Origin of the sequence: Sphingomonas liriopis (assembly GCF_024211255.1) — a bacterium.
GTDB lineage: Bacteria > Pseudomonadota > Alphaproteobacteria > Sphingomonadales > Sphingomonadaceae > Sphingomonas > Sphingomonas liriopis.
On sequence record NZ_JAMLDY010000010.1, the window covers coordinates 105,417 to 119,529 of the forward strand.

General features: G+C 68.8%; 15 protein-coding genes. 11 read left to right on the forward strand and 4 right to left on the reverse strand.

All coding sequences use genetic code 11. From position 1 onward, the window contains the following. Window positions 1-25: 25 nt before the first annotated feature. The 8 genes from cpaB to M9979_RS10035 all read left to right on the forward strand — a co-directional run bounded on the left by cpaB (window position 26) and on the right by M9979_RS10035 (window position 8,983). Complete coding sequence (cpaB, locus tag M9979_RS10000) at window positions 26-1,066, forward strand: Flp pilus assembly protein CpaB (RefSeq protein ID WP_254289214.1); 1,041 nt, start codon at window positions 26-28, stop codon at window positions 1,064-1,066. Between the two features lies 1 nt (window position 1,067). Then, window positions 1,068-2,663 (forward strand): type II and III secretion system protein family protein, encoded by a 1,596-nt coding sequence (locus M9979_RS10005; RefSeq protein ID WP_254289215.1) that lies wholly within the window; start codon window positions 1,068-1,070, stop codon window positions 2,661-2,663. Window positions 2,664-2,689: 26 nt separating this feature from the next. Then, the gene (locus M9979_RS10010) at window positions 2,690-3,328 is read left to right on the forward strand and encodes a CpaD family pilus assembly protein (RefSeq protein ID WP_254289216.1); all 639 of its coding nucleotides are present in this window, start codon (window positions 2,690-2,692) and stop codon (window positions 3,326-3,328) included. Window position 3,329: 1 nt separating this feature from the next. After that, the gene (locus M9979_RS10015; RefSeq protein WP_254289217.1) at window positions 3,330-4,607 is read left to right on the forward strand and encodes a CpaE/TadZ family protein; all 1,278 of its coding nucleotides are present in this window, start codon (window positions 3,330-3,332) and stop codon (window positions 4,605-4,607) included. Window positions 4,608-4,635: 28 nt separating this feature from the next. After that, on the forward strand, window positions 4,636-5,610 hold the full coding sequence (locus tag M9979_RS10020) for a type II secretion system F family protein (RefSeq protein WP_254289218.1): 975 nt from the start codon (window positions 4,636-4,638) through the stop codon (window positions 5,608-5,610). A gap of 20 nt (window positions 5,611-5,630) precedes the next feature. Beyond that, window positions 5,631-6,611, forward strand: coding sequence for a type II secretion system F family protein (locus M9979_RS10025; protein WP_254289219.1), 981 nt, complete (start codon window positions 5,631-5,633; stop codon window positions 6,609-6,611). A gap of 312 nt (window positions 6,612-6,923) precedes the next feature. Beyond that, window positions 6,924-7,286 carry a hypothetical protein gene (locus tag M9979_RS10030; protein ID WP_254289220.1) on the forward strand — a complete coding sequence of 121 codons (363 nt, stop codon included), beginning with the start codon at window positions 6,924-6,926 and terminating at the stop codon, window positions 7,284-7,286. Between the two features lie 41 nt (window positions 7,287-7,327). Next, entirely contained in the window at window positions 7,328-8,983 is a 1,656-nt protein-coding gene (locus M9979_RS10035; RefSeq protein WP_254289221.1) for a thiamine pyrophosphate-binding protein, read from the forward strand. 246 nt (window positions 8,984-9,229) lie between these two features. Here the strand turns inward: M9979_RS10035 and M9979_RS10040 are convergent, their stop codons facing one another. The 4 genes from M9979_RS10040 to thiS form a co-directional block, all read right to left on the reverse strand. After that, window positions 9,230-9,496, reverse strand: coding sequence for a hypothetical protein (locus M9979_RS10040; RefSeq protein WP_254289222.1), 267 nt, complete (start codon window positions 9,494-9,496; stop codon window positions 9,230-9,232). A 138-nt stretch (window positions 9,497-9,634) separates the two neighbouring features. Continuing rightward, the gene (locus M9979_RS10045; RefSeq protein ID WP_254289223.1) at window positions 9,635-9,919 is read right to left on the reverse strand and encodes a hypothetical protein; all 285 of its coding nucleotides are present in this window, start codon (window positions 9,917-9,919) and stop codon (window positions 9,635-9,637) included. 82 nt (window positions 9,920-10,001) lie between these two features. After that, window positions 10,002-10,184 carry a CsbD family protein gene (locus M9979_RS10050; RefSeq protein WP_254289224.1) on the reverse strand — a complete coding sequence of 61 codons (183 nt, stop codon included), beginning with the start codon at window positions 10,182-10,184 and terminating at the stop codon, window positions 10,002-10,004. A gap of 97 nt (window positions 10,185-10,281) precedes the next feature. Further along, window positions 10,282-11,289, reverse strand: coding sequence for a sulfur carrier protein ThiS (gene thiS, locus M9979_RS10055; RefSeq protein WP_277998494.1), 1,008 nt, complete (start codon window positions 11,287-11,289; stop codon window positions 10,282-10,284). Window positions 11,290-11,634: 345 nt separating this feature from the next. Here thiS and aroQ point away from each other — a divergent pair, with 345 nt between their 5' ends. The 3 genes from aroQ to accC are packed head-to-tail and all read left to right on the forward strand — an operon-like array spanning window position 11,635 to window position 13,949. After that, complete coding sequence (gene aroQ / locus M9979_RS10065) at window positions 11,635-12,069, forward strand: type II 3-dehydroquinate dehydratase (protein ID WP_254289225.1); 435 nt, start codon at window positions 11,635-11,637, stop codon at window positions 12,067-12,069. A gap of 14 nt (window positions 12,070-12,083) precedes the next feature. Further along, a complete protein-coding gene (gene accB, locus M9979_RS10070; RefSeq protein ID WP_254289226.1) occupies window positions 12,084-12,578 on the forward strand; it encodes an acetyl-CoA carboxylase biotin carboxyl carrier protein in 495 nt (164 codons plus the stop codon). A gap of 6 nt (window positions 12,579-12,584) precedes the next feature. Next, window positions 12,585-13,949, forward strand: a complete 1,365-nt coding sequence (gene accC / locus M9979_RS10075) for an acetyl-CoA carboxylase biotin carboxylase subunit (RefSeq protein ID WP_254289227.1) — start codon at window positions 12,585-12,587, stop codon at window positions 13,947-13,949. The last annotated feature ends 164 nt before the right edge of the window (window positions 13,950-14,113 follow it).

A 14,113-nucleotide genomic window follows, 5' to 3' on the forward strand; every position in this document is an offset into this window, starting at 1 on the left:
GGTGCGCTGAAAGGCCCGATGAGACATGGATAGTCGCAAGATCGTTTTGCTGGTGGGCGCGTTGTTCGTGGCCGGCATCACGGCATTCTTCGCCCGCACGCTCATCATGGGCTCGGCCGCGCCGCAGGCCGCGGCGATGGGCCAGCCGACCGCACCCGCGGCCACCGGCCCCGAAGTGCTGGTCGCCACCCGTGCGCTGCCGATCGGCACCATCCTGGATGCGACCGCGCTGAAGTTCCAGCCGTGGCCCAAGGAGCTGGTCGACGGCGCCTATTATCTGAAGACGGGCACCGACCTCACCAAACTGCAGGGCACCGTGGTGCGCAACGCGATCACCGCGGGCCAGCCGGTCACCAGGGGCGCGCTCGTCTCGCCCGGCGACCGCGGCTTCCTCGCCGCCGCGCTGGGGCCGGGCATGCGCGCGGTCACCGTCAGCGTCTCCAACCAGGCTGCGGTCGCAGGGTTCGTCTTTCCGGGCGACCGCATCGACCTCGTCCTGACGCAGACGGTCGCGGGCGGCGGCGACGGCCAGCCGCTCAAGGTGTCCGAAACGATCATGCGCAACGTCCGCGTGCTCGCCACCGACCAGCGCACCGACAACGTCGTCGGCGAGGATGGCAAGACCAAGGTCAGCAGCTTCTCGACCGTCACGCTGGAAGCGACGCCCAAGATGGCCGAGCAGGTCGCGGTCGCCCGCACGATCGGCGAACTGTCGCTGTCGCTGCGCGCGCTCGCCGACAATTCGAGCGAACTGGAAGAGGCGATCGCCAGCGGCGCGGTGAAGATGCCCGACGGCGATCCGAAGGCCGAAAAGGCGATGATGGTGCGCGTCGCGACGCAGCCGCAGACCGGCAGCTCCAGCTTCGCCACCGGCGCCGACGTGTCGCGCTTCCAGCGCAGCACGGTGCCGCCCAAGGGCGGCACCCAGAGCGTACAGGGCGTGCCGGTCGCCGGCGCAGCCGCCGCGGGCGGCATCGGCGGGGCAGCCCCCGCCATCCAGGGACCCGTCGTGCGCATCGCGCGCGGCAACAACGTGACGATCGTTCCGGTCGGGGGGAAGAATTAAGATGCGTGACCTCGTGTCTCTCGCGGCGCGCCACGCGCCGGGGCGCAAGCCGCTCGGCGTGCCGCTCGCCATCGCGCTCGCCGCGACGGTGACCGGCGGCATGGCCGACGCCCGCACCACCGTCGCCGCACGCGGCGGCACCAGCGTGGCGACGTCGTCGATGGTGCAGGTCAACACCGGCCGCGGCCGGCTGGTGACGCTGGCGCGGCCGATGACCGACATCTTCGTCGCCGACGAGACGATCGCCGACGTGCAGGTCCGCTCGCCGACGCAGCTGTACATCTACGGCAAGAAGACCGGCGAGACGACGATCTCCGCCACCGGCAAGAGCGGCGCGGTCGTCTATGCGACCACCGTCCGCGTCGGCCAGAACATCGATTCGATCGGTGCGATGCTCAGCCTCGCGATGCCCGATGCGCAGCTGACCGCGACGCCGATGAACGGCCTCGTCCTGCTGACCGGCACCGTCGCCGGCCCGGGCGACGCCGCCGAGGCCGAACGGCTGGTCCAGGCCTATGTCGGCGACGGCATCAAGGTCCTCTCGCGCCTGCGCACCGCGACGCCGCTGCAGGTCAACCTGCAGGTCCGCGTCGCGGAGGTCAGCCGCAGCTTCATCAAGAACGTCGGCGTCAACCTCCAGTCGTTCGACAATTCGGGCGGGTTCCAGTTCGGCATCGGCCAGGGTCGCGGCGCGGCGCAATACGCGCCGGGCGGCGGGCTGTTCGTCAACACGACGACCGCATCCGCCGGAACGACCAGCCTCGCCACCGGCGCCGCGGGCAGCACGATCGCGCTCGCCGGCAAGCTGCTCGGCGTCAACCTGCTCAGCGCGATCGACCTCGGCGAGACGACGGGTCAGGTGACGACGCTCGCCAACCCCAATCTCACCGCGCTGTCGGGCGAGACCGCGACCTTCCTCGCCGGCGGCGAGATCCCGATCCCGATCGCGCAGGGCCTCGGCGCCGTGTCGGTCGAGTACAAGCAGTATGGCGTCAGCCTCGCCTATACGCCGACGGTGCTGTCGGACGGCCGCATCTCGCTGCGCGTCCGCCCCGAAGTGTCGCAGCTCGACTATTCGAACGCCGTCCAGCTCAACGGCACGCGCGTCCCCGGCATCACCAGCCGCCGCGCGGAGACGACGCTGGAGCTCGGCTCGGGCCAGTCGATGATGATCGGCGGCCTGCTGCAGAACAGCCACAACAACAACATCCAGAAGACGCCGTTCCTCGGCGACCTGCCGATCATCGGGTCGCTGTTCCGTTCGAACGGCTTCCAGCGCAACGAGACCGAGCTGGTCATCATCATCACGCCGTATCTGGTGAAGCCGGTGAACAGCCCGTCGCAGATCGCGCTGCCGCACGACGGCTATCGCGCGCCCGACGACGCCAGCCGCATCCTGCTCGGCGAGCTGGGCAGCGGCGGCAACGGCCCGCGCCCGGTGCCGACGATGATCCCCGGCGGCCCTGCCCCGATGCCGACGATCGGCGCCGCCGCACCGGTGCCCGCCCTGCCGCGCCGCGACCCGCCGGTCGCCGCGGACACCCGTTCCACCGCGAAGAAGAAGGGGGCGCTGCCCGCCCCCGGCTTCTCCAACTGATGGCTTGCGTCAAGGACATGGTTGCGATGACCCAGCGTTCGATCCTCCTCGCCGCGCTCGCCGCGCCCGCCCTGCTGCTCGGCGGGTGCATGGGCACGGACAACCGCGGCCTCGAATCGGTGCACCAGCCGGTGGTCGCGCAGCGTGACTTCGCGCTCGACCTCGCCACCGCCGGCGGCCGGCTCGCGCCGGGCGAAAGCCGGCGTCTGGGGGGCTGGATGACCGCGATGCACCTCGGCTACGGCGATCGCGTCGCGATCGACGAGGCGGGCGATGCGCCGCCGGCGGCGCGCGACCAGATCGCCGCGGTGGTCGCGAGCTACGGCCTGCTGCTGTCCGACGACCGGCCGGTCACGCCGGCGCCGGTCACCCCCGGCACGCTGCGCATCGTCGTCAGCCGGATGCACGCCAGCGTCCCCGGCTGCCCCGACTGGAGCCGCGACAGCAGCCACGAATTCGAAGGCAGCACCTCGTCCAACTACGGCTGCGCGGTCAACACCAACCTCGCCGCGATGATCGCACGCCCCGCCGATCTGGTGCGCGGTGTCGATCACGATCCGATCACCGATCCTGCGCTGACCACCAAGGCGATCGAGGCCTATCGCAAGAAGCCGGCGACCGGCGCGGCGGCGCTGGAACAGGTCAGCGCCAAGGGAGCCAATTGATATGAACGCTCCGTGGAAACCCGCCGGCGTCGGTCATCGCGACCCCTTCGCCGCCTATGTCTGCGACGAGGCGACGGCGGAAACGCTGCGCCCGGTCGCCGGCGATCTCGGCTGGTCGGTCGACAAGGTCTACAAGGGCGGCCTGCGCAACGCCGTCCAGTCGCTGTCGGTGTCGGCCAGCCCGCAGATCCTGTTCGTCGACCTCGCCGAATCGGGCGATCCGCTGAACGACATCAACGCGCTCGCCGAAGTGTGCGAACCCGGCACGGTGGTCATCGCCGCGGGTCAGGTCAACGACGTGCGCCTGTACCGCGACCTCGTCGCCAGCGGCATCCAGGATTATCTGCTCAAACCGCTGAACCCCGATGCGCTGCGTGAGGCGTTCGGCCACGCGCAGACGATGCTCAACGCGCCCAAGCATGTCGAGGCGAGCGTCGATCGGCCGCATTGCGCGATCGCGGTGATCGGCACGCGCGGCGGCGTCGGCGCGTCGACGATCGCGACCTCGCTCGCCTGGCTGACCAGCGAGCGTGAGAAGCGCTCGACCGCGCTGCTCGACCTCGACGTGCATTTCGGCACCGGCGCGCTGACGCTCGACCTCGAGCCCGGCCGCGGCCTCACCGACGCGATCGAGAATCCCAGCCGCATCGACGGGCTGTTCATCGAACGCGCGATGGTGAAGGCGACCGAGAACCTCGCCGTCTTGTCCGCCGAGGCGCCGATCAACGCGCCGCTGATGACCGACGGCGCCGCCTTCTACCAGCTGCAGGAAGAGATGCGCGCCGCGTTCGAGGCGACCGTCGTCGACCTGCCGCGCGGCATGCTGGTCCAGCACCCGCACCTCATCAGCGACATCCAGGCGGCGGTGATCGTCACCGAACTGACGCTGGCGGCGGCCCGCGACACGATCCGCATCCTGTCCTGGCTCAAGACCAACGCGCCGCAGACGCACGTCACGCTCGTCGCCAACCGCGTCCATGCCGCCGGCCAACTCGAGATCAGCCGCAAGGATTTCGAAAGCTCGATCGAACGCAAGGTCGAGTTCGTCATCCCCTTCGACCAGAAACTGGTCGCGCAGGCGGCGAAGCTCGGCAAGCCGCTCGCCGAGGCGGGCAAGAATTCCAAGACGGTCGCGCCGATCCTCGCGCTCACCCGCCACGTGCTGGGCGCCGGCGAGGAACTGATCGCGGGCAAGGACGGCGACGATGCCGGCAAGGCGAAGGGCAAGTCGCTGATCGGCGGCTTCTCGTCGCTGCTGTCCAAGCGCGCCAAGAAATAACCCCAGAGCGTAAAGGCGACGCGGCGCGATGGATCTGTTCCCCCTTTTGATGATCGGCATCGGCGGCGCCGCCGTGCTCGGGCTGGTGCTGTTCGCGCTCGCCGGGCCGTCGCCGCAGCGCGCGCAGACCCGCCGCATCGCCGCGATGCGCGAACGCCATGGCGACGGCGGCATCGTCGCCGAGGCGCAGATGCGCCGCATCACCGCGGGCCGCGCGCAGACCAGGACCGACGTCGCCTTCGGCCGGCTGCTGCCCAATCCGGCGCAGCTCGCCAAGCGCCTCGCGATGACCGGCAAGGACTGGACCGTCGGCAAATACGGCATGGTCAGCGCCGGGCTGGTCGTCGTCGTCGCCGCGCTGCTGTGGCTGAAGGGCGCGCCGATCCTGCTCGCGCTGCTGTTCGGCCTGACCGTCGGCGCCGGCCTGCCGCACTGGCTCGTCGGCTTCTTCATCAAGCGCCGCGTCACCAAGTTCACCACCAAATTCCCCGACGCGATCGAGCTGCTCGTCCGCGGCCTGCGCTCGGGTCTTCCGGTCACCGAGACGATCGGCATCGTCGGCAGCGAGGTGGAGGGCCCGGTCGGCGAGGAATTCCGCATGGTGTCCGACAAGATGAAGATCGGCAAGTCGATGGATTCGGCGCTGCAGGACACCGCCGACCGGTTGGGCACGCCCGAATTCCAGTTCTTCGTCATCACCATCGCGATCCAGCGCGAAACCGGCGGCAACCTCGCCGAAACGCTCGCCAACCTCGCGACGGTGCTGCGCCAGCGCGGCCAGATGAAGCTGAAGATCAAGGCGATGTCGTCCGAATCGAAGGCATCGGCCTATATCGTCGGCTCGCTGCCCTTCATCGTCTTCGGCATGATCTGGGTCATCAACAACAAATACATGCAGAACTTCTTCGTCGATCCACGCCTCATCATCACCGGCCTTGGCGGATTGCTGTGGATGGGGATCGGCGTGTTCATCATGGCCAAGATGGTCAGCTTCGAAATCTGACGCGGGAACGGATAGACGACATGCAGCCTTCCGGACCGACACTGATGGGGATCGACGTCCTGTGGGTCGCGACGATCCTGTCGGGCGTCGCCGCCTTCGCGGTGATGCTCGCGATCTACGCGGCCACCACGGTCAGCGATCCGATGAGCAAGCGCGTGAAAGCGCTCAACGACCGCCGCGAACAGCTGAAGGCGGGCATCACCGCCTCGACCAAGCGCCGTGCCAAGCTGATCCAGCGCAACGACACCACCGACCGCATGCGCAGCCTGCTGTCGTCGCTGAAGGTGCTGCAGGACAGCCAGGTCAAGGAGGCGCAGGTCAAGCTGATGCGCGCCGGCATCCGGTCGAAGGACTGGGCGGTCGCGGTGATCTTCGGCCGGCTGGCGCTGCCGATCGTGTTCGGCGGGCTGATGGTGCTCGTCGTCTACGGGATGGATTATTTCCCGACCTGGTCGCCGCTGAAACGCTACGGCCTCGTCGCGATCACCTTCATCCTCGCCTACAAGACGCCCGACATCTTCCTCAAGAACAAGATCACCAAGCGCTCGGACGCGATCCGCAAGGGCCTGCCCGATGCGCTCGACCTGCTGGTGATCTGCGCCGAAGCCGGCCTCACCGTCGATGCCGCCTTCCACCGCGTGGCGAAGGAACTGGGCCGCGCCTATCCCGAACTCGGCGACGAATTCACGCTGACCGCGATCGAGCTGGGCTTCCTCACCGAACGGCGCCAGGCGTTCGAGAACCTCTCGACCCGCGTCGATCTCGACGCGGTGAAGGGCGTCGTCACGACGATGATCCAGACCGAGAAATACGGCACCCCGCTCGCCTCGGCGCTGCGTGTCCTGTCGGCCGAATTCCGCAACGAACGCATGATGCGCGCCGAGGAAAAGGCCGCGCGCCTGCCCGCGATCATGACCATCCCGCTGATCCTGTTCATCCTGCCGACGCTGTTCATCGTCATCCTGGGACCGGCCGCCTGCTCGATCAGCGACGCGTTCTAAGCGGGGCAATTGCGGGCCCTCTCCCCACCGTTCGCCCTGAGCCTGTCGAAGGGCACTGAGACTCACCCTGCTTCGACAAGCTCAGCATGACCGGTTGGGGGCTAGGCCCGGACTGTCGTGAGGTAAGGTTTCGTCATCCCCGCGAAGGCGGGGATCCATAGTCGCCAAATCCGCGGCTCCATCACCGACCGTCGTGGTTATGGATTCCCGCCTCCGCGGGAATGACGAAGGGCTTGGCGCCGGGCCAGAACGTCCCCCCAAGTGAACCAACCCCCACCGTCATCGTTATGCCCCCGTAACAGGGAGGCCCGCATGCTCTTCACCACCACCACGCAATTCGCCGCGCTGGCGCTGTGCCTCGTCGCCGGCTGGTTCTTCGGCCTCGCCAGCAGCAGCGGCGGCAAGAAGTGGAAGGCGCGCTACGCCACCGAGCGCGAGGCGCATGCCGCCTATCGCAAGCAGGGCGACACCGGCCTTTCCGCCGCCAACGCGCGCATCGCCGAGCTGGAGCGCGAGAACGCCCGCCTCGCCAAGGCGGCCGAGGCGGTGCCTGTCGCCGCCGCACCGACGCTGACCGAGCGCGTCACCGGCCGGCGCCAGACGGTTGCGCGTCCCGCCTATCCCGCCGGCAATCGCCCCGGCTGGTTCGACTTCGGCCCCCGCACGCGCGGCTGACGCGGCTCGACTTCCCGCCCGGCGACCGCGATAGTCGCGCCATGGAGAGACCCACACGCACCGGCGGCCGTATTCTGGTCGATCAGCTGCTCGCGCAAGGCTGCGAGCGGATCTTCACCGTGCCGGGCGAAAGCTTCCTCGCCGTGCTCGACGCGCTGCACGACTCGCCGCAGATCGAGACGGTGGTGTGCCGGCAGGAGGGCGGCGCGGCGTTCATGGCCTGCGCCGACGGCACGCTGACGCACCGCCCCGGCGTCGCTTTCGTCACCCGTGGGCCCGGCGCGACCAACGCTTCGATCGGCGTCCATGTCGCGCGGCAGGATTCGCAAGCCATGATCCTGTTCATCGGCGACGTCGATCGCGCCACGCGCGACCGCGAGGCGTTTCAGGAGGTCGACTTCGCCGCGATGTTCGCCCCCCTCGCCAAATGGGTGGCGCGGATCGACGACGCCGCGCGCATCCCCGAATATGTCGCGCGCGCCTATGCGGTAGCGATGAACGGGCGACCCGGACCGGTGGTCCTCGCGCTCCCAGAGGACATGCTGCTCGACGAGGTCGCGGCGACCGACCGCCCCCGCGTCGAGCGTCTGGCGCAGGCGTGCGACGAAGCCGCCATGGCGCAGCTCGCCGACCTGCTCGCCACCGCCGAACGGCCCGTCGCGATCGTCGGCGGCGCCGGCTGGGACGGCATCGCCGCACAGGATTTCGCCGCCTGGGCCGACCGTACCGGCGTCCCCGTCGCCGCCGCCTTCCGCCGGCAGGACGCGATCCCCAACGCCTGCCCGAGCTACGCCGGCAACCTCGGCTACGGCCCCAATCCGAAACTGGTCGCGCGGATCAAGGCCGCCGACCTGCTGCTCGTCGTCGGTCCGCGCCTCGGCGAGGCGACCACCGACGGCTATACGCTCGTCACCCCCGACCATCCCGGCCAGCGCCTCGTCCACGTCCACCCCGACGCGAACGAGCTCGGCATGACCTATCGCACCGATCTCGCCATCTGTGCGCGGATGGCCGATTTCGCCGAGGCGCTGAGCGGCCTCGATGGCCCGCCGCACGCCGGCGGGCCGGAGGCGCACGCCGAATGGCAGGCCTGGTCCACACCCGCGCCGCGCGACGGCGTCGCGATGGACCTCGGCCCCTGCGTCGCGGCGATGCGCGATTGCCTGCCGGTGGATACGATCATCTGCAACGGCGCGGGCAATTACAGCGGCTGGTGGCACCGCTACTGGCCCTATGCCGCCCCCGGCACGCAGCTCGCGCCGACCGCCGGCGCGATGGGCTATGGCGTCCCCGCCGCGATCGCCGCCGCGCTCCGCCACCCGGAGCGACAGGTGGTCGCGCTCGCCGGCGACGGCTGTTTCCTGATGAACGGACAGGAACTGGCGACCGCGGTCCAGCACGATGCGCAATTGCTGGTGCTGGTAATCGACAACGGCGGCTACGGCACGATCCGCATGCATCAGGAGCGCGAATTCCCCGGCCGCGTGTCGGGCACGCGCCTCGCCAACCCCGACTTCGCCGCGCTCGCCCGCGCCTATGGCTGCTGGTCCGAAACGGTGACCCGCACCGAAGACTTCGCCCCCGCGCTCGCCCGCGCGCAGGCGGAGCGCGGCGTCCGCCTGTTGCACATCAGAACCGATATCGAGATCATCACCGCCGGCACCACGCTCACCGCCGTGGCGGCTGGCAAGCGATAAATCTGCCGTCACGCAGCGGGAGAGCTGCACCACGACAAGCTCCACCCCGCGAAGGTGGCGGTTCAGTCGGGTCAAAAGTTTGCGATAACCGACAAAGGCCCGACGCATCCCCTTCAGTGCTCCCGCGCAGGCGGGAGCCCAGGGCCAAGCAAAACAACGGCGTGTGGCGTGCGTGACGTCTGGGCTCCCGCCTGCGCGGGAGCACTGGGGAGTTTCGCAGAGGCCTCAAGCAAGTCCGGGGTGGAGTCAGATTTTTGCAAATCTCCCACCTTCACCAGGGTGAAACGGCTCCGTTGCTGCCGGGAGGTCCGGCGAAGGTCCCGCCTCGAGCAGGAACGAGGACATCGCCCCGCCATCCCCCGACAGCACGACCGCTCCCTCCGTGACGATCCCCAGCGTCACGGCATCCTCCTCGACCGCAAAGCCGACATCCTCGAGCGCCAGCTTGAGGTGGATGCGGGTCAGGTGATCCGCCTCCTCGAACGAAAAGACGTGCGATTCCAATTTGCTCATGCGGCCGCCAACCCGACAGCGCGGGCTGCGTTCCGGCGTTAACCACCAAAGTGACTGCACTTTGCGGCGAGTCGAATCGCTGTGACGGCATGCCGATCGGAAGGGTCGTCCCCTCGGGACGCACCCCTCCCTGCGTCGTCAGCGCAGCTTGGCGGAGCCGTTGACCAGCGCGGCCTTCTGTTCGTCGCTCATCGCCGCGGCGTTGACGTCGGCGTCGTCGATCGCGTCGGACTGCTGCTCGCCGCTCTTGCGCGTCGCCTTGGCCTGGTCCTGCAGATTGTCGGCGGCGGCTTCCAGCGCGTCGGCGCGGTTGTCGGCGGCGGCCTCGACCTGGCTGCCGAGCTTGTCGTCGCCCTTGCCGCCGCAGGCGGAAAGCGACAGCGCCATCGCGCCCAGCGCGAATGCGGTGATCGTGGTCTTCATGGGGTTTCGTCCTTTTTACCGGCTCGACATGAAAAGGCCGCCCCGCTGCCGGGACGGCCCTCATGCTCAACAGAGCGTCGGTTCAGATGTTGTCGCCGAGCGCGCCCTTGACGGTGCCCTTGACGTCCTGGCCGGTGCCCTTGAGCTGCTGCGCTTCGCCTTCGGCGACCAGCTTGTCGTTGTCGGTCGCCTTGCCGACGGCTTCCTTGACGTTGCCTGCGATCTTGTTGCCGGCTGCTGCGACCTTGTCGGTGAACTCGCCCATCGGGGACCTCCTGCGTGCGTGCGACCCGCCAGCCGGGCCGCTTGATCTGACGCAAGGATAAACGGGTCGCGCGCAGCCCGGTTCCGTGACAAATCCGTCAGATCAGCCCGGCGAGCGGGCTCGACGGGTCGGCATAGCGGCGCTGCCCCATCCGCCCGGCGCGATAGGCGAGCCGCCCCGCCTCCACCGCGTGGCGCATCGCGGCGGCCATCATCACCGGGTCCTTCGCCTCGGCGATCGCGGTGTTCATCAGCACGCCGTCGCAACCCAGCTCCATCGCCACCGCCGCGTCCGACGCGGTGCCGACGCCGGCATCGACCAGCACCGGCACGCCCGCGCCCTCGACGATCAGCCGGATGGTGATGCGGTTCTGGATGCCGAGGCCCGACCCGATCGGCGCGCCCAGCGGCATGATCGCCACCGCGCCGGCATTCTCCAGCCGCTTCGCCGCGATCGGATCGTCGACGCAATAGACCATCGGCTTGAAGCCCTCGCTGGCCAGCACCTCGGTCGCGCGCAGCGTCTCGTGCATGTCGGGGTACAGCGTCTTCGCCTCGCCCAGCACCTCCAGCTTGACGAGGTCCCAGCCCCCCGCCTCGCGCGCCAGCCGCAACGTGCGGATCGCGCTTTCCGCATCGAAACAGCCCGCGGTGTTGGGGAGGTACGTCACCTTCTTGGGATCGATGAAGTCGGTCAGCATCGGCGCATTGCGATCGCTGACGTTGACCCGCCGCACCGCCACCGTGACGATCTCCGCCCCCGACGCCTCGAGCGCGGCGGCGTTCTGCGCGAAGTCCTTGTATTTGCCGGTGCCGACGATCAGCCGCGACCGGAATGTCCTCCCCGCCACGGTCCACGTATCCTCGGCGATCGGCTTCTGATGGTCGCCGCCGCCGACGAAATGGACGATTTCGATATCGTCGCCATCCTCGACGCGCACGTCATTCAACGTCGAGCGCGGCACCACCTCCAGATTGCGCTCGACCGCGACCTTTTCGGGCACCAGCCCCAGTTCGGTGGCGAGATCGGCGAGGCTGAGGCCGGCGGCGACGCGCTTGTGTTCGCCGTTGACGGTGATGGACACGGTGCCGTCGGTATGGGGCATGACGCTAAGACTCCTTGAGCGCCCCATCTAGGCGCGGGATCGTCGGTGTCCACCTTCGTAGGGTTCAGAAGAGTGGTTTCACGCGAAGACGCGAAGACGCGAAGAAGGTTTGTTCACGCGGAGGCGCGGAGGCGCGGAGATTGGCCCGCCCGCGGCAGCGGGCTCTCACATCACATCCGTTGCAAGATATCAGCCGCTACGCGGAAAGGCGTGCAGTCCCCGCAAGCGATCTCTCCGCGCCTCCGCGCCTCCGCGTGAACAAACCTTCTTTCTCTTCGCGCCTTCGCGCCTTCGCGTGAAACACCCCTCTTTGCACCGCCCGCCGAACAGCGATAAGCCGCGCGCATGACCGAAACGATCTACGTCCTCAACGGCCCCAACCTCAACCTGCTCGGCACCCGCGAGCCCGAGATCTACGGATCCGACACGCTCGACGACATCGCGGGAAGCCTCGAAGACCGCGCCCGCGAACTGAACCTCGCCATCGACATGCGCCAGTCCAACCACGAAGGGCACCTCGTCGACTGGCTCCACGAAGCGCAGGCGCGCGGCGCGAAGGCGGTGATCCTCAACGCCGGCGCCTTCACCCACACCTCGATCGCCGTCCACGACGCGATCAAGAGCATCAAGACCCCGGTGATCGAGGTCCACCTCTCCAACCCGCACACCCGCGAAGCCTTCCGCCACGTCAGCTATGTCGGGCGCGCGGCGAAGGGAACCATCGCCGGCTTCGGTGCGCTCTCCTACACCCTTGCGCTTGAAGCCGCGGCGCGGTTCTGACAGGAGGCTCCCCCATGACTGAACAAAGCCAATCGGGTGCCCAGGGTGGACCTATGCAGGTCGACGTGAACCTCGTGCGCCAGCTCGCCGAACTGCTCGACGCCACCCATCTCACCGAGATCGAGGTGGAAGAGGGCGACCGCAAGATCCGCGTCGCGCGCAAGGCCGCCGCGGTAGCCGCCCCCGTCCAGTATGCGCCGCAGCCGATGGCGCCGGCACCCGCAGCCGCGCCGGTCGCCGCCGAAGCCGGCGCGATGGCCCCTACGGTCAGCGCCGCCAATGCGGTGAAATCGCCGATGGTCGGCACCGCCTATCTCTCCGCCGAACCCGGCGCCAAGCCCTTCGTCGCGGTCGGCCAGACCGTCGCCGCCGGCGACACGCTGCTGATCGTCGAGGCGATGAAGGTCATGAACCCGATCACCGCGCCCACCGCCGGCACCGTCCGCCAGGTGCTGATCGAGAACGGCCAGCCGGTCGAGTTCGACCAGCCGCTCGTGGTGGTCGAGTAAGCGCCCGTGCCTTCGACCCCAACGCGGCAGATCAAGAAGCTGCTGATCGCCAACCGCGGCGAGATCGCGCTGCGCATCCACCGCGCCTGCCACGAAATGGGCATCAAGACGGTCGCGGTGCATTCGACCGCCGACGCCGACGCGATGCACGTCCGCCTCGCCGACGAGGCGATCTGCATCGGCCCGCCGGCGGCGGTCGACAGCTATCTCAACATCCCCAACATCATCTCGGCCGCCGAGATCAGCGGCGCCGACGCGATCCACCCCGGCTACGGTTTCCTCAGCGAGAACGCGCGCTTCGCCGAGATCGTCGAGCTGCACAATCTGCTGTTCGTCGGGCCGAAGCCCGAACACATCCGCACGATGGGCGACAAGATCGAGGCGAAGCGTACCGCCGGCGCGCTCGGCCTGCCGCTCGTCCCCGGCTCCGACGGTGCGATCAGCGACCTCGCCGAGGCCAAGGGAATCGCGGCGAAGGCCGGCTATCCTGTCATCATCAAGGCGGCGTCGGGCGGCGGCGGCCGCGGCATGAAGGTCTGCACGTCCGAGGACGAGCTGGAAACGCTGATGCAGCAGGCCGGCAGCGAGGCGAAGGCCGCGTTCGGCGATGCCACCGTCTATCTCGAAAAGTATCTCGGCAATCCACGCCATATCGAGATCCAGGTCTTCGGCGACGGCAACGGCAACGCCATCCATCTGGGCGAGCGCGACTGCTCGCTGCAACGCCGCCACCAGAAGGTGCTGGAGGAGGCCCCCTCCCCCGTCCTAGGCCAGGAGGACCGCGAACGGATCGGCGGCATCTGCGCGCGGGCGATGGCCGACATGGGCTATCGCGGCGCCGGCACGATCGAATTCCTGTGGGAAGACGGCGAATTCTATTTCATCGAGATGAACACCCGGCTGCAGGTCGAGCATCCGGTGACCGAGATGATCACCGGCCTCGACCTCGTCCGCGAACAGATCCGCATCGCCGAGGGCCATCCGCTGACGCTGCGGCAGGAGGACGTCCAGTTCCGCGGCCACGCGATCGAATGCCGCATCAACGCCGAGGACCCGCGCACCTTCGCGCCCTCGCCCGGCCTCGTGAAGCAATACCACGCCCCCGGCGGCATGCACGTCCGCGTCGATAGCGGCCTGTACGCCGGCTATCGCGTGCCGCCCTATTACGATTCGATGATCGCCAAGCTGATCGTCTACGGCACCACCCGCGCCGGTGCGCTCCGCCGCCTGCGCCGCGCGCTCGAGGAGTTCGTGATCGAGGGCCCGACGACGACCATCCCACTCCACCAGGCGCTGCTCGACGATCCGGAGTTCCAGCAGGGCGAGTACACGATCAAATGGCTCGAGGAATGGCTGGCGCGGCAGGGGTGACCAGGTCCCTCTCCCTTCGGGCGCGCCGGGTGAACAACGCCCAGCGTTGTTCAGGTCATGCCGGGGGCATGACCGACCCGACGCGGGAGGGAGCCGCGCGCGGCACGGCGGAAGGGCGAGGGCGAGTGCGATGACCGACGTGATACCCGCCTCCCCTCACCCCG

Coding starts and splice junctions, on each gene's coding strand:
- cpaB (WP_254289214.1), top strand. CDS start 26: ATGGATAGTCGCAAGATCGTTTTGCTGGTGGGCGCGTTGTTCGTGGCC.
- M9979_RS10005 (WP_254289215.1), top strand. CDS start 1,068: ATGCGTGACCTCGTGTCTCTCGCGGCGCGCCACGCGCCGGGGCGCAAG.
- M9979_RS10010 (WP_254289216.1), top strand. CDS start 2,690: ATGACCCAGCGTTCGATCCTCCTCGCCGCGCTCGCCGCGCCCGCCCTG.
- M9979_RS10015 (WP_254289217.1), top strand. CDS start 3,330: ATGAACGCTCCGTGGAAACCCGCCGGCGTCGGTCATCGCGACCCCTTC.
- M9979_RS10020 (WP_254289218.1), top strand. CDS start 4,636: ATGGATCTGTTCCCCCTTTTGATGATCGGCATCGGCGGCGCCGCCGTG.
- M9979_RS10025 (WP_254289219.1), top strand. CDS start 5,631: ATGCAGCCTTCCGGACCGACACTGATGGGGATCGACGTCCTGTGGGTC.
- M9979_RS10030 (WP_254289220.1), top strand. CDS start 6,924: ATGCTCTTCACCACCACCACGCAATTCGCCGCGCTGGCGCTGTGCCTC.
- M9979_RS10035 (WP_254289221.1), top strand. CDS start 7,328: ATGGAGAGACCCACACGCACCGGCGGCCGTATTCTGGTCGATCAGCTG.
- M9979_RS10040 (WP_254289222.1), bottom strand. CDS start 9,496: ATGAGCAAATTGGAATCGCACGTCTTTTCGTTCGAGGAGGCGGATCAC.
- M9979_RS10045 (WP_254289223.1), bottom strand. CDS start 9,919: ATGAAGACCACGATCACCGCATTCGCGCTGGGCGCGATGGCGCTGTCG.
- M9979_RS10050 (WP_254289224.1), bottom strand. CDS start 10,184: ATGGGCGAGTTCACCGACAAGGTCGCAGCAGCCGGCAACAAGATCGCA.
- thiS (WP_277998494.1), bottom strand. CDS start 11,289: ATGCCCCATACCGACGGCACCGTGTCCATCACCGTCAACGGCGAACAC.
- aroQ (WP_254289225.1), top strand. CDS start 11,635: ATGACCGAAACGATCTACGTCCTCAACGGCCCCAACCTCAACCTGCTC.
- accB (WP_254289226.1), top strand. CDS start 12,084: ATGACTGAACAAAGCCAATCGGGTGCCCAGGGTGGACCTATGCAGGTC.